The sequence below is a fragment of the Micromonospora sp. NPDC049903 genome, from assembly GCF_044460945.1.
Classification (GTDB): Bacteria; Actinomycetota; Actinomycetes; order Mycobacteriales; family Micromonosporaceae; genus Micromonospora.
Genome location: NZ_JBITKL010000010.1, coordinates 19,444 through 32,933, shown reverse-complemented (window position 1 = coordinate 32,933; position 13,490 = coordinate 19,444). Strand labels below are relative to the sequence as shown.

Sequence of the window (13,490 nt, the reverse complement as noted above, 5' to 3'; positions counted from 1 at the left end):
CGGCACAACCTTCCAGGATATCCATTTCCGGGGTGTGCGACCTCGGTCGAATGTGACTGGTGAGCGGTAAGATCGGCGACTGCCATCTGACTGATCGCTGACTGATGGCTCGGCTCGCGAACGCACAGACTGAGCCCATGAATACGGGGCTCGAACGCACCTGGATACTCCGCGGCGCGGCGTGTCTCGTCCTTCTGGCGGTTCTTTCCGGCTGCATGCAACTCAACACCGGACTGACCGTCAACGCCGACGACACGGTCAGCGGGCAACTCCTGCTGACCGCCGAGCGCAACGTGCTGACCGCGAACAACAAGACGGTCGAGGCCGGATTCGCCGAGCTCCGGCAGAACATCCCGGCCCTGCCTCAAGGCAACGAGAGCCGGTACGAGGACGCCACCCACTACGGCTCTCAGATCAACTACCGGAATGTCCCGCTCGATCAATTCGACAGCGAAAGTCTGAGCATCGCCCGACAGGGCGACGACCGGTACGTGTTCACTCTTCCGCTCGATCCGAAGAAGTACGGCGGAAAAGTGGCCGAACAGAATCCGGCGAATCAGGCGCACTTCATGACGCTGATGTCGTTCGAGATCTCGGTGACGTTCCCCGGACGCGTTCTGGACGTCAGCGCGGGCGGTCAGGTCAACGACCGGACGGTCACCTGGCGGGTCGCCCGCAACCAGCCGAAGCCACCGGAACTGCGGGCCGTCGCCGAGGCACCACCCCGGCCGTCCGCCTCGGCGGACGACGAGGAGAGCGGCGGGAGTTTCCCGTGGCTGCTGGTCGGTGCCGGTGCGGTGATCCTGCTGCTCGTCGCGGCGCTCGTCGTACTGCTGCTGCGTCGGCCCGGCACGGGCCCGGCGGATGGCGACGCGCCGACGCCCGGCGGACCGGGCACCTCCGGTGGTCCGGGCACCATCGGTCCGGCACCGCACACCACGACCGGCGGTGTGCCGGGCTCCGGCTGACGCAGGTCAGCCGGCACCGTCGCCCGCCCGGCGGGCGGCACCACATCCCACCTCGCACCACGCGAAACCGAAGGGAGATCGGCGATGAACGATCTCTTCACCTGGGCGGCGCTGGGCAGTCTGACCGGCGCGAGCGCCGCGACGCTGCTGGCCACGAACGTCATCGGCGGGCTGATCGGCCCGAGTGCCGACACGGCACGCAAGTGGATCGCGCTGGGTATCGCCCTGCTGCTGTCGTACCTCACCGCGGCCTTCGCCACCGACGCGGGCGCCGAGAAGTGGATCATCGCCTTCTTCAACGGGCTGGTCATCTTCTCCGCCGCCCTCGGCGTCAACCAACTGCCTCCCGGCAACCGGCAGGCGACTCCGACCCGGCTGGCGCAGGGCAACGAGCCCCGCTTCATCCGCTCCTGGGCCTAGAGGGGAACCGTCATGGCCGTCTTCGGAGTCATCAGCGCCGCCGTCCACGTCGCGGCGGGCACGGTCCTCGGCGGGCTGGTGGGAGGACCCGTCGGGCTGCTCGTCGGGGCGGGCGTCGGGCTGGTCGTCGGCATCGTCTTCGGATGGTCGATCACCTCGGCCCGGGTCTACGGGGCCGACGCCCGAGGGATCTTCCTGTTCGTCGTCGACCACACGTGGAGTCTGCTGAACACGGTGGTGGGCGCGACCTACCTCGCGGTGCACCTGGTCTTCGGCCACTCGCTGGACCGGGCCACCTCGCAGCACAGCTGCCGGGTCAACGTGGTGGAGGGCGTCTCGCCGCGCTACGCCACCACGCTGGGCACGGTCTGCGCCGGCTCCGGGCCGGGCATCCAGCGCCACGAGGACGTGCACATCTTCCAGGCCCGACTGCTCGGACCGCTCTACATCCCGCTGGTCCTGGCCAACTACGTGCTGTTCACCATCGCGCCGGTGTGGCTGCTCTACCACGACCACACCGGCGCCCCGATCAACCGCTTCACCCGGTACTTCGAGATCGGCGTCTACCCGCACGTGTGGAACGAGGCGATCGCGTACCGGATCCAGGGGACGCCGCCGCGATGACCGGTCCGATCGAGACGGCCACCGCCGATCTGGCGGAGTGGCTGGCCGGGGCGGCGGGAGACGCCGTCCCGGTCGGTCCGCCCGGGTCCGGTCCGGCGGCGGGCGGGCTGACCCTGTGGCCGCTGGAGTTGCGCCCGGCCCGGCAGACCCGGGGCAGCGGTGGCCCCGAGCCGTACCGGCTCATCGCCCGTTACCTGCTCGCCGCGAACGGGCCGGAGGCGCTGGCGACGTTGGACCGGGTGCTCGTCGCGGCGACCGGAGGAAGCGGACACACGCTCGTGCTGGAGGCCGGTGACCCGGCGCTGTGGGTGGCCCTCGGCGTCCCGCCCCGGCCGGCCCTGCTGATCGACGTACCGGTGCAGGTCACCCACCCGCACGAGCCGGCGCCGCCGGTGCTGCGTCCGCTGCGGCTGCGGCAACTGGAGATGCTCACCTTCGACGGCCGCGTCGTCGGTCCCGCCGACCAGCCGCTCGCCGCGATGCGGGTGGAGGTCGTCGGTCAGCCGTACGCGACCCGGACCGATCCGGCGGGACGGTTCCGGGTCGTCGGCGTTCCGCACGACCCGCAGCAGCCCGGAACGGTACGGCTCCGGCTCACCGGTCGGGGTCAGGTGCTCACCGCCGAGGTGGACCCGACCGACCCCGACATCGTCATCGTCTGCGCGCCACCGACCCGCTGACCCGACCCGTACGGGAGGACCGATGCCCAGCTACTTCTCACCCGGGATCTATGTCGAGGAGGTGCCTGCCGGTGCCCGGCCGATCGGACCGGTCGGCACCAGCACGGCAGCCTTCGTCGGCGTGGCTCCGGACCGCACGGCCCGTCTCGGCGAGGCCCTCGCCGTGAACAACTGGACCGAGTTCCTCCGCCTCTACGCCGACGGTGACGAGTTCGAGAGCACCCCGTTGGCCCGCGCGGTCTTCGGTTTCCTCGACAACGGGGGCACCCGCTGCTGGGTCGTCAACGTCGGCGAGGGCGGCGCGCTCACCGGCAGCGGACGCCAGCGCGGCGGACTGGACCTGCTGGAGGCGATCGACGAGATCTCCATCGTGGCCGCACCCGGCTTCCACGACGCGGTCGCGCACGAGGCGCTGCTGAGCCTGGCCGAGCGCACCCGCACGATGGTCGCGATCTGCGATCCCGCTCCCGACATCGACGACATCTCGACGCTCACCCGGGTGGCCACGGCCGGCTCCGGCCGGCCGGCGAAGCCCACCGAGGGCGGCGACAGCCCCGCCAGTTCGGGTGGCTCAGGCGGGGGTGCGACCGGGTCGAGCGGTGGCCCGCAGGCGCACCGGCCCCGACAGTCCGACTTCGGCGCGCTGTACTTCCCCTGGCTGCGGGTACGCGACCCGCTCAGCGGCGAGCTGGTGCTCACCCCGCCGAGCGGGCACCTGGCCGGCATCTGGGCCCGCACGGACGCCCTGCGCGGCGTGCACAAGGCACCCGCCAACGAGCCGGTACGCGGCGCCGTCGACCTGGGCCACCTGGTCACCCGCTCCGAGCACGACGTGCTCAACCCCAAGGGCGTCAACGTGATCCGGTACTTCCCCGGCGAGGGCATCCGGGTCTGGGGCGCGCGGACGCTCGCCGCCGAGGCCAGCGAGTGGCGGTACCTCAACGTCCGGCGGCTCTCCATCGCCATCGAGCAGGCCATCGCCAACGGCACCCGGTGGATGGTGTTCGAGCCGAACGACTACACGCTGTGGCGCTCCATCCGCCGGGACATCGGCGCCTTCCTGACCCGGGTGTGGCGCGACGGCGCGCTGCTGGGGCGTACGCCCGAGGAGGCGTTCTTCGTCAAGTGCGACGAGGAGACCAACCCGGCCGACGTCCGCGACGCCGGGATGGTGGTCGCCCACATCGGCATCGCGGTGGTCAAGCCGGCCGAGTTCGTGGTGTTCAAGCTGAGCCAGTGGGCCGGCGGCACCGAGACCGAGACGATTGGAGGCTGACATGCCGACCACGGCCACTCCGCAGCCGGGCGCCCCGGTCGACCCGTACCGGGCGTACAACTTCAAGCTGCTGGTCAACGGGGTCACCAACGGCCACTTCACCGAGGTGAGCGGCCTGGACGTGAACATCCCCGCGCAGCCGTACCGGGAGCAGGGCAACGACCGGATCCGGATGATCCCCGGACAGGTCGAGTACGGCCCGGTCACGCTGCACTTCGGCCTGACCGCGTCCCGGGAGCTGTGGGACTGGGTGCACACGATCGCCCGGGGCACCAGCGACCGCCGCAACGTCTCGGTGGTGCTGCTCGACTCCGTCGGCACGGCCGAGGTGCTGCGCTGGAACCTGCTCAACGCCTGGCCCACCCGATGGCGCGGCGCACACCTCAACACGCTCGGCCAGGAGATCGCCATCGCGGCGCTGACGCTGCGCTACGAGAGCCTGGAACTGGAGACCGGCGGTGCCGCGCCCACGCCCGCGTAGCTGGGTCGCCGGTCGGCTCCGGTCCGCCGCGCGTGCCGTGGACCGGTTCGCCGGTCTGGTCGACACCAACGACGATGGATCGGACGACGACCTGCGTGGTGGCATGCCCGCCAGCGCGATCGGGGGCCGACGTGGCGGCGCGATCGGGGGCCTGCGTGGCGACGCGGTCGGCGGCGCGGACCACGGGACTGACGCCGTAGCGCCGTCGGACGTGTGGGAGGCGGTCGCGTTCCGGCATCCGGACCGCCCCCCGGAGCACTGGCTGCGACTGATCGCCGCCCATGCCCCGGGGTTGCTCCGCGACCTCGCGGCCGAGCTGCCGCCGGGTGCCCTGCCACCTGGTGCTCCGGCGGCCGGCACCCCGTCGGCGGAGGGACCGGTGGGCGTGACCGATCCGTGGGCCGGGCGACGGCCGCCCGGCGGTGGCTGGGGCGACGGGGTCTCGTCGGCTCACGTCGCGTCACCGGGGAGCGACCGGTCCTCCCCCGGCCCCTTTGCTCTGCTTCAACCGACGCAACGCCCGGGATACCGCACAACCGCCGTTGCGTGGAGTGAAGCAGAGCAAAGGGGCAGCGCAGGGACAGGTACCGACCCCACGACCAGCCCTACGTCCGGCCCCACGACCAGCCCTACGTCCGGCCCCATGACGGGACCGGCGACCGGCGTGACGACGGGACCGGCGACCGGCCCGGCGGTGGTACGCGGGGCCAGCGCGACGTCGAGCGACCACGGCGTACCGGGAGGCCGACGTACGGGAAGCGGAGCCGGCACAGGAGCCGGGATGGCGGGTGCGCCGTGGCCGTCCACGGTCGGCCCGCCCTCGGAAAGAGGTGCGGGCACGGTAGGAGCAGCCCCCGGCGTCAGCGGGGCACGCGCACCAGGAGCAGCGGCGGGCGTCGGCGGACCGAACACGCCGCAAACAGGTGCGGGCGTCAGCGGGGCGGCGTCCGATGGGGAGGGTGCGGGTCCGGCGGTGGACGACGCGACGATGCCGTGGGCGGGCGGACGTGGGCGTCGCGCGGATCCGCCCCGCGAGGGGACGGACCCGGTGACCAGCGCGACCGGCACCGGTGTGGCAGACGTGTCGGGCCGACGACGGCGGGGCTCGGGTGCCGACCGACAGACCGACGCTCCCGTGGCGTCCGCCGGATCGCCGTCCGGCTCCGGGTCGACGACGGGGCGTTCACGGTCGGTGACGGATCCGTCGGAAGCACCGCGACCGGTGCCGGGCCGGAATCGGGCGGTGCTGCGCCTGGTCAGCTCGGACCCGGACACCTCGCCGTCACAGGTGCCGGGGCCGGAGGCGGGCGGGGTGCGGGCGTACCCCTCGATCGGTGGCAGCGCCGGGACCGCCGGCACCTCGGCCGCGCTCGGCGCCGGCCGGGAGCCCGACGGGACGCGGCGTCCGGCGCGATCACCCGGCAGCGGACGCGACGGGGATCGGCATCCGGCGTGGTCGGGTGGGGACGGGCCCGACGGGACGCGGTACCCGGAGCGGTGGGGAGCGGCGGGTGGGGACGGTCCGTCCGGGAGGGGCGGCGCGGTCGGGCGGCGGCGCGCGGACGGCGCGTACGGGGACGGGCTCTGGCCCGGTGCGGGGCTGCCGGCCGGTACCGGTCAGCGGCCGGCACCGGCGCGCGGGCCCTGGCCGGAGCTGGGCTCGGACGGGAACGCCGACGTCCGGACGGGTGGCGGGCGGGACGCGTCCGACCCGTGGCCCGCCCTGCCCGACGACCGGGCACTCTGGGCGGTCCCTGACCCGGAGGACGCCGCAACGGCCCACCTGCGCCGACTCGACCGGGAACAGGCGGGCGGCTGATGGAACGGGTCGCGTTCCTCGTCGACGCCACCGGCGAGCGGGTGGACTGTCTGCTCAACCCGGAGACGGTGCAGGTCAGTCGGCTGGCCGGAGTACGGCACCGGGGCAGCGCCGGCAGTCAGCTCACCGGCGCCGGGCTCGCCGACGATCCGCTGGTCTTCACCGGGGGTGGGCGTACCGAACTGGTGCTCGACCTGCTCTTCGACACCGACTTCGCGGAGGGGCAGGTCCGGCCCACCGACGTGCGCGCGCTGACCCGTCCACTCTGGATGTTGGCGGAGAACTCGGCGGTCGAGCACGGCTGGGTCCGGCCGCCGCTGGTGCGGCTGGTCTGGGGCAAGACCTGGAACGTGCCGGGGGTGATCGTGGCGGTGGCGGAACGGTTCGACGCGTTCACCGCGACCGGCTCACCGCGCCGCTCCTGGCTGCGGCTCAAGCTGGTGCGGGTGGCCGAGGACGCCACCCGGGCCGAGGAGGGTTTCGCCGAGGAGCTGGCCGAGGCGCAGACGCCGGCCGTCGCGCCGGGCACGGCCCTGGTCGCCGCCGGTGACGGCACCGCCACGGCCGACTCCACCGGCGTACGTTTCGACCTGCTCGCCCACGACGCGCTCGGCTCGCCGCTGCGCTGGCGGCTGCTGGCCGAGCACAACCGGATCACCGACCCGCTCGCCGTGCCGCCCGGCACCGCGCTGGCCGTGCCGCCGCTGCCAGGGACCGTCGCCGCCACGGGTGACGGGGTATGAGCGGCGGCGCGCCCCGGGCGCTGACCGTGCTGCTCGACGGCGGCCCGTTGGCCGGCCGTGGGAGCGGACGGGTGCACTCGGTGCGGGTGGCCGCCCGACTGAACCGGCCCGCCCAGTGCGAGGTGGCGCTGGCCGCCGGGCCGGGCAGCGCCGCGCCGGTCGCCTCGGCGCGGGTCGGCGCCCGCCTGGAGGTCCGCCTGGACGGGCACCCGGCGGCGTTGTTCGACGGCGAGGTCACCGCCGTCGAGGTCGAGTACGCCGCCGACGGCGCGGCGACCCTGCGGATCCGGGCGTACGACGCGCTGCACCGGTTGCGCAAGCGGCAGCGGTTGCGGGTGTTCGAGTCCGTAACCGCCGCCGAGTTGGCCGCCGACCTCTGCGCCGACCTGGGCCTGCGGGTCGACGCCGAGGTCGACGGGCCACGGCTGGACCGACTGCCGCACCACCGCCCGAGCGACCTCGACCTGCTGCTGGAGGTGACCGGCCGGGCCGGGCTGCACCTCAGTGTCGACGAGGACGTGCTGCGTCTGCTGACGCTCGACGGGTACGGCACTCCGATCCCACTCGCGCTCGGCCTCGACGTGCACGGCCTGCGGCTGTCGGTGAACGCGGACACCGCCGTGGGCGAGAGCGCCGCGCTGGGCTGGCACCCGCAGCGCGCCGAACCGTTCACGTCGCAGGCCGGGGTGGCCCGGTGCGGGCGGGACACGCCGGTGGACCCGGATCCGGCCGACGTGGGCGCGGACGGCACCCGGACCGCGCTGGACCAGCCGGGCCGCAGCGACGACGAGATCGCCGCGCTGGCCCAGGCCCGGCTGGACGTACGGGCGGCGGCGCTGGTCACCGCCGAGGGCACCGCCGAGGGTGATCCCGCGTTGCGCCCCGGCCGCCGGATCCGACTGACCGGGGTCACCGAGTCGATGGCCGGCACGTACGTGCTGACCGAGGTGGTGCACACCGTCGACGCCGACGGATACCTGAGTCGGTTCTCCACCGTGCCGCCGCCGGCACCGCCGGCCGGGCCACCCGCCCCGGCGGTGGTCACCCTGGGCACCGTCACGGACGTGGCCGACCCGGACGGGCTGGGCCGGGTGCGGGTGGAGCTGCCCGCGTACGGCGGGGCGGACGCGGGTTGGTTGGCGGTGCTCTGCCCGGGCGCGGGCCGGGGCAAGGGACTGGTGGCGCTGCCCGATCCGCAGGACGCCGTGCTGGTGGCGCTGCCCGGTGGCGAACCCGCCTCCGGTGTGGTGCTCGGCGCGCTGTTCGGCGCCGTCACGCCGTACGACACCGGGGTGGACGACGGGCGGGCCCGGCGCTGGTCGCTGCGGACCTCGGGCGGGCAGCAGGTGGTGGTCGACGACGTGGCCCGCAGCCTGCGGTTGAGCACCGACGGCGGTAGCTGGCTGGAGCTGACCCCGGATCTGGTCACCCTGCACGCCGCCGCCGACCTGGTGCTCTCCGCGCCGGGCCGGGCGATGGTGGTGCGCGCCCGCAGCGTCGACTTCCTGCACGCCGAGGCGACCGAGGACCCGGGCACCGCCGCCGAGCGGGCCCGCAGCCTGGCCCGCGCCCATCACCAAGGAGGTGGCTGATGCGCTGGATCCATCGCGACTCGGTGATCAGGTGTGACCACGACGGCCGGGTCCGCAACGAGGAGTCGCAGGGGTGGGTGCGGGTGGTGGGCGTACCGGTGCTGGTGGCCGACGACCCGAAGGGCCGCAAGATCGTCGCCTGCCCGAACTACGGCGCGACGGTCAAGCCGTGCACGAAGACCGAGCCGGTCCGGGTCGGCTACAGCGACTTCGTCCGCGTGGACGGCCACCGGGTGGTGCTGTCGCACCTGGAGGGCTTCACCGACGGCAGCCCGCCGGGCCAGTTCCGATATCGGGTGCGCGATCCCCGGCAACGGTTCCTGGGGGCCGACCGGTGAGGGCCATCCGGTTCCTCGGCGCGGGTTTCGACGTCGGTCGCAGTGGTGGGCTCGGGCTGACCGCAGCCGGCGGGCTGGCCATGACCGACGGCGACGAGACGGTACGCCAGGCGCTGTTCCTGCTGCTGTCCACCACGCCGGGCGAGCGGCTGATGCGTCCCGGGTACGGCTCCCGGCTGCACCGGTTGGTCTTCGCCCCGAACGACGACACCACCGCCGGGCTGGCCATCCACTACGTCCGTGCGGCGGTCACCCGCTGGGAGCCCCGCATCGACGTGCTCGACGTGGACGCCGGGCCGGACCCGGACGACCCGTGGCGGCTGGTGATCCGGCTGGACTATCGGATCCGGGCCAGCCTCACCCCCGGGCAGCTGGTCTTCTCCGTGGACCTGCTGCCCGTCGACGACGACCCGCCGGGGCCGACCCCCGACCCCGGCGCCGACGCTGAGGAGGGGCGATGACCCTGCCCGTGCCGCACCTGGACGACCGGACCTTCCTCGACCTGGTGACCGAGGCCCGGGAGCGGATCCGGCAGTCCTGCCCCGGCTGGACCGACCTGTCCGCGCACGACCCGGGCATCGCCCTGCTGGAGGCGTTCGCGCACCTCACCGAGGTGATGATCTATCGGCTGAACCAGTTGCCGGAGAAGGCGTACGTCTCCTTCCTCAACCTGCTCGGGGTGGTTCGGCACGCGCCGTCGGCGGCCTGGGCGGACGTCCGGTTCACCCGGACCGGCACCGACGACGAGGCGCTGCGCATCCCCGTCGGCACCCGGGTCGCGGCGGCGCGCGGGGCGGACCCGCGACCGGTCGTCTTCGTCACCTGCGAACCGGCGCTGCTCGCCGCCGGCCAGCGCGAGGTGACCGTCCGGATGCACCACTGCGAGCCGGTCGAGGCCGAGCTGCTCGGCGTCGGCACCGGCGCGCCGGGGCAGGTGCTGCGGGCCGGGCGGGCCCCGCTGGCCCGGACCGCCGAGCCGCTGGACCTGCTGCTCGGCGTCGAGGTGCCGACCGGCTCGGTGGAGTTGGGCGCGGCGGCCCGCGAGCACGAGGGACGCACCTTCGAGATCTGGCGGGCGGTGGACAGCTTCGCCGGCCTCGGGTCGCAGGACAAGGCGTACCTGGTGGACCGGTGCTCGGGCACGGTGACCTTCGCCCCGGCGCTGGACCTGCGCGGGCCGGACTCGTCGGGCGACGACGCCCCGGTCGCGGCGGTGCCGCCGGCCGGGCGGCAGGTGCGGCTCTGGTACCGCGCCGGTGGCGGCACCGCCGGCAACGTGGCGGCCGGGACGCTGACCAGCCTGCGGGACCCGCTGCCCGGGGTGAAGGTGGTCAACCCGTCACCGGCGGCGGGTGGCCGGGAGATGGAGGCGATGGAGTCGGTGCTGCTGCGCGGCCCGTACGCCTTCTTCGCCCAGCAGCGCGCGGTGACCGCCCGCGACTTCGAGGTGCTGGCCACCGGCTCCGGCGGGGTGAGTCGGGCCCGCGCCTTCACCCGGGCCGCCGTCTACAGCTTCGCCCGGCCCGGCGAGGTCGAGGTGGTGCTGGTGCCGTACGTGCCGGACGACGCCCGGCCCGGCGGCCGGCTGCCGGTGGCGGTGCTGCGCGGGCACGAGGTGGAGGAGGCCCGGCTGCGGGTGGAGGCGGATCTGGAACGCCGCCGCTCGCTCGGCACCACCTGTCGGGCGAGCTGGGCGCGGTACAAGGCGGTGTCGATCCGGGCCCGGGTGGTGGTGCGCCGGGAGGAGGACGCGGAGGCGGTGCGGCGGCGTATCCACGACCGGCTGCACCAGACGCTGAGTCCGCTGCCCACCCCGCTGAACCCGACCGGCTGGGCGTTCGGCGAGCCGCTGCGCGCCTCCAACGTGTACCGGCTGCTGGAGCACGCCGAGCCCGGGGTGCGCTATGTCGAGTCGGTGCGGTTCGTCGTGGACGAGGCCCCCGACCAGCAGGTCCGCACGATCGCCGCGGACCAGTACCAACCACGCACCTGGTACGCGGGCAGCGGCCCGGTGCTGTTCCGTTCCACCAACGCCGGTGCGGGGTGGGAGCCGGCGAGCCGGTTCGACGGGGAGACCGTGCAGCGGGTGGCGCCCGCGCCCGCCCCGGTCCGGCCCGGCATCGTGCCTCGGCCCGGGTCGGTGGCGGTGGCCACGGTCCGGTCCGGCGGTGGTTCCCGGGTGCACCTCAGCGCCGACCTGGGCGAGACCTGGTCGCTGCTGGCCGACCTGGACTCCCGGATCAGTGACCTGGCCTGGATCGACCGGGACGGGGCGGGCGCGTTGCTGGTCGCCACCGACACCGGCCTGTACGAGGTGTCGTTGCTGCCCGGCGCGGTGCCGTTGCAGATCCTGGTCGACCCGGCCGACGCCGACCGGGGCTTCTACGCGGTGCGGGCGTTCGTCTCCGAGCGTGGCGTGCCCGGGGTGGCGGTGGCGGCGCAGGCCGGGTTCGGGGTCTATCTGTCCGGCAACGCGGGCCGCCCCGGCAGCTTCTCCCACGTCGGTCTGGCCAATGTCGACAACCGGCTGCTCGCCGTGCAGTACGACGGTCCGGCCACGCTGCTGTGGAGCGGCGCCGGGGAGCCGGACCCGAAGCGGCCCGGGCAGGGCTGCTTCCGGGCCCGGCTGTTCGAGTCCGACGTGAAGTGGCAGGCGATGCAGTCCGGCTGGATCGGCGGCACCTGCCGGGACCTGGCCTTCAGCGGCACCCTGGCGCTGGCCGCAACCCAGAGCGGCGGGGTGTTGCGGCTGGACACGGTCGCGGCGCAGCCGCAGTGGTCGTCGGTGTCGGTCAACTGCGGGCTGCCGCTGCGCGACCGCACCCGGTTCGTGCCGGTGGACGCGATCGCCGCGACCACCGGGACGGACCGGCTGGTGCTCGCCGGTGGGGAACGCGGTGTGCACCGCAGCGGCGACGCGGTCGACTGGTCGGCCAGCGCCAACCAGGCCACCGCCGACGTGGTCACCGTCCCGGACACCTGGCTGCTCTGCTCCGGCGAGCACGACATCGAGGTGGTGCGGCAGGATGCGTCGACCGGCCATTGAGCGGCTGCTGCCCGCCGCCTACCAGCGCGCCTGCGTGCCGGGCAGCGTGCTGTGGGCGTTGCTGGACGTGATGGAGGCGCTGCACGCGCCGGACGAGGCGGTGCTGGCCGAGGTCGACGCGCTGTTCGCGCCGTACCGCGCGCCGGACGGCATGGTGGCGTACCTGGCCGGGTGGGTGGCGATGGACCACGTGGTCGGCGCGCCCCGGCGGGACGCCCCGCTGCCGTTGCCGTCCAGCCGGCTGCGTGACCTGGTGGCGCACGGGGCGGCGCTGGCGACCTGGCGGGGCACTCCGGAAGGGTTGCGAACCGCCCTGGAACTGGCCACCGGGGTCACCGGGTTCGTCCTCGACGAGCCGACCGACCGGCCGTTCCACCTGGTCGTCCGGGTGCCGCCGACCGCCGCCGACCAGCTCGCCCTGGTCAGCCGGATCGTGGCGGCGGAGAAACCGGCCGCCGTGACCGCCGAGGTCACCGTCGTGGCGGACGCGCCGGCGGTCGGCCGGGCCAGCGTGCCGTCCCCCTCCCCCGTTCCCACCCCGCCCGATCCCGCTCCGAAGGAGCCGTCATGACCACCGAATGGACCGTCGTCGCCGCAGCCGAGCAGTTCACCCTGGACGTCCGGAACGCCGGGGAGCTGACCTTCACCGTCTCCAACCCGGGACTCGCGCCGGACACGGTGGTGTTCGACGTGGCGCCCGGCGAGGGCACGCAACGCTCCTGGTTCACCGTCACCGAACCGCAGCGGGTGGTGCCCGGGCAGGGCTCGGTGTCGTTCCTGGTCCGGCTGGCCGTGCCGGCGGGGACGCCGCCGCGTCGCTACGACATGACCGGGTTCGCGTACTCGGCGAACACCGCGCCGGAGGAGAGTTCCCGGTCCAGCGGCCGGGTCACCTACGAGGTGCGGGCCGTGGCGCCGCCGAAGCGTACGCCCTGGCCGTGGATCGCCGCTGCGGCGGCGTTGGTGCTGGTGGTCTCGGCGGTGGTGGTGTTCCTGGTGGCGCGCGACGACGACCCGCCGCCGCAGGCCCGGGTGGTGACCGTCGAGGCGGAGACGCTGGTGACCGGCGCCCGGGTCGAGTCGCCGACCGGCGCCGCGCCGACGGTGGCGGTGCAGCCGAACTGCTGCGAGGTGACCTGGTCGCAGGACAACCAGCTCTTCTTCCTGGGGCGGGCGATCAACGACCGGGTGACCGTGACGGTGGAGCTGCCGGCCCAGGCCGTCTGGCAGTTCTCCACGGTGCGGACCACCGCTCCCGACTACGCCAACACGGTGTTCCTGATCGACGGCCGGCAGGTCGGTGACCCCTTCATCGGCTTCTCCCCCACGGTGCGGGTCACCGACTGGGTCGACGTGGCGCGGGTGCCGCTGGCGGCGGGCCCGCACCAGATCACCCTGGTGGCGATCGGCAGAACGCAGAGCACCGACCGCTACTTCGCCGGGGTGGACGCGATCCGCTTCACCGAACTCCCCCCAACCCCCTAACCCCCACCCCCACCCTGG

The 13,490-nt window shown here is 74.1% G+C and carries 14 protein-coding genes; all 14 read left to right on the top strand.

The window, feature by feature from the left end:
* Nucleotides 1-215: 215 nt before the first annotated feature.
* The 14 genes from ACIBO1_RS17360 (at nucleotide 216) to ACIBO1_RS17295 (ending at nucleotide 13,472) form a co-directional block, all read left to right on the top strand.
* Complete coding sequence (locus ACIBO1_RS17360; protein ID WP_396747382.1) at nucleotides 216-968, top strand: LppM family (lipo)protein; 753 nt, start codon at nucleotides 216-218, stop codon at nucleotides 966-968.
* Nucleotides 969-1,052: 84 nt separating this feature from the next.
* The gene (locus tag ACIBO1_RS17355) at nucleotides 1,053-1,388 is read left to right on the top strand and encodes a hypothetical protein (protein ID WP_131054723.1); all 336 of its coding nucleotides are present in this window, start codon (nucleotides 1,053-1,055) and stop codon (nucleotides 1,386-1,388) included.
* Between the two features lie 12 nt (nucleotides 1,389-1,400).
* Entirely contained in the window at nucleotides 1,401-2,012 is a 612-nt protein-coding gene (locus tag ACIBO1_RS17350; protein WP_396747378.1) for a glycine zipper family protein, read from the top strand.
* Complete coding sequence (locus tag ACIBO1_RS17345; RefSeq protein WP_396747375.1) at nucleotides 2,009-2,692, top strand: carboxypeptidase-like regulatory domain-containing protein; 684 nt, start codon at nucleotides 2,009-2,011, stop codon at nucleotides 2,690-2,692. Before ACIBO1_RS17350 ends, ACIBO1_RS17345 begins: the two co-directional genes overlap by 4 nt.
* A 22-nt stretch (nucleotides 2,693-2,714) precedes the next feature.
* Entirely contained in the window at nucleotides 2,715-3,968 is a 1,254-nt protein-coding gene (locus ACIBO1_RS17340; protein WP_396747372.1) for a phage tail sheath family protein, read from the top strand.
* A 1-nt stretch (nucleotide 3,969) separates the two neighbouring features.
* Nucleotides 3,970-4,449, top strand: coding sequence for a phage tail protein (locus ACIBO1_RS17335; protein ID WP_131054719.1), 480 nt, complete (start codon nucleotides 3,970-3,972; stop codon nucleotides 4,447-4,449).
* 1,222 nt (nucleotides 4,450-5,671) lie between these two features.
* Nucleotides 5,672-6,268 carry a hypothetical protein gene (locus ACIBO1_RS17330; RefSeq protein ID WP_396747369.1) on the top strand — a complete coding sequence of 199 codons (597 nt, stop codon included), beginning with the start codon at nucleotides 5,672-5,674 and terminating at the stop codon, nucleotides 6,266-6,268.
* The gene (locus ACIBO1_RS17325) at nucleotides 6,268-7,011 is read left to right on the top strand and encodes a hypothetical protein (protein ID WP_396747366.1); all 744 of its coding nucleotides are present in this window, start codon (nucleotides 6,268-6,270) and stop codon (nucleotides 7,009-7,011) included. Before ACIBO1_RS17330 ends, ACIBO1_RS17325 begins: the two co-directional genes overlap by 1 nt.
* A complete protein-coding gene (locus tag ACIBO1_RS17320) occupies nucleotides 7,008-8,603 on the top strand; it encodes a phage baseplate assembly protein V (protein WP_396747363.1) in 1,596 nt (531 codons plus the stop codon). Before ACIBO1_RS17325 ends, ACIBO1_RS17320 begins: the two co-directional genes overlap by 4 nt.
* Nucleotides 8,603-8,941: a hypothetical protein gene (locus tag ACIBO1_RS17315; protein WP_396747360.1), complete on the top strand. Its 339-nt coding sequence runs from the start codon at nucleotides 8,603-8,605 to the stop codon at nucleotides 8,939-8,941. Before ACIBO1_RS17320 ends, ACIBO1_RS17315 begins: the two co-directional genes overlap by 1 nt.
* Nucleotides 8,938-9,402, top strand: coding sequence for a GPW/gp25 family protein (locus ACIBO1_RS17310; protein ID WP_396747357.1), 465 nt, complete (start codon nucleotides 8,938-8,940; stop codon nucleotides 9,400-9,402). Before ACIBO1_RS17315 ends, ACIBO1_RS17310 begins: the two co-directional genes overlap by 4 nt.
* Entirely contained in the window at nucleotides 9,399-11,987 is a 2,589-nt protein-coding gene (locus ACIBO1_RS17305) for a putative baseplate assembly protein (RefSeq protein WP_396747354.1), read from the top strand. The genes ACIBO1_RS17310 and ACIBO1_RS17305 overlap by 4 nt, the downstream gene beginning before the upstream one ends.
* Nucleotides 11,968-12,558, top strand: a complete 591-nt coding sequence (locus ACIBO1_RS17300) for a phage tail protein (protein ID WP_396747351.1) — start codon at nucleotides 11,968-11,970, stop codon at nucleotides 12,556-12,558. Before ACIBO1_RS17305 ends, ACIBO1_RS17300 begins: the two co-directional genes overlap by 20 nt.
* Nucleotides 12,555-13,472, top strand: coding sequence for a hypothetical protein (locus ACIBO1_RS17295; protein ID WP_396747348.1), 918 nt, complete (start codon nucleotides 12,555-12,557; stop codon nucleotides 13,470-13,472). Before ACIBO1_RS17300 ends, ACIBO1_RS17295 begins: the two co-directional genes overlap by 4 nt.
* The last annotated feature ends 18 nt before the right edge of the window (nucleotides 13,473-13,490 follow it).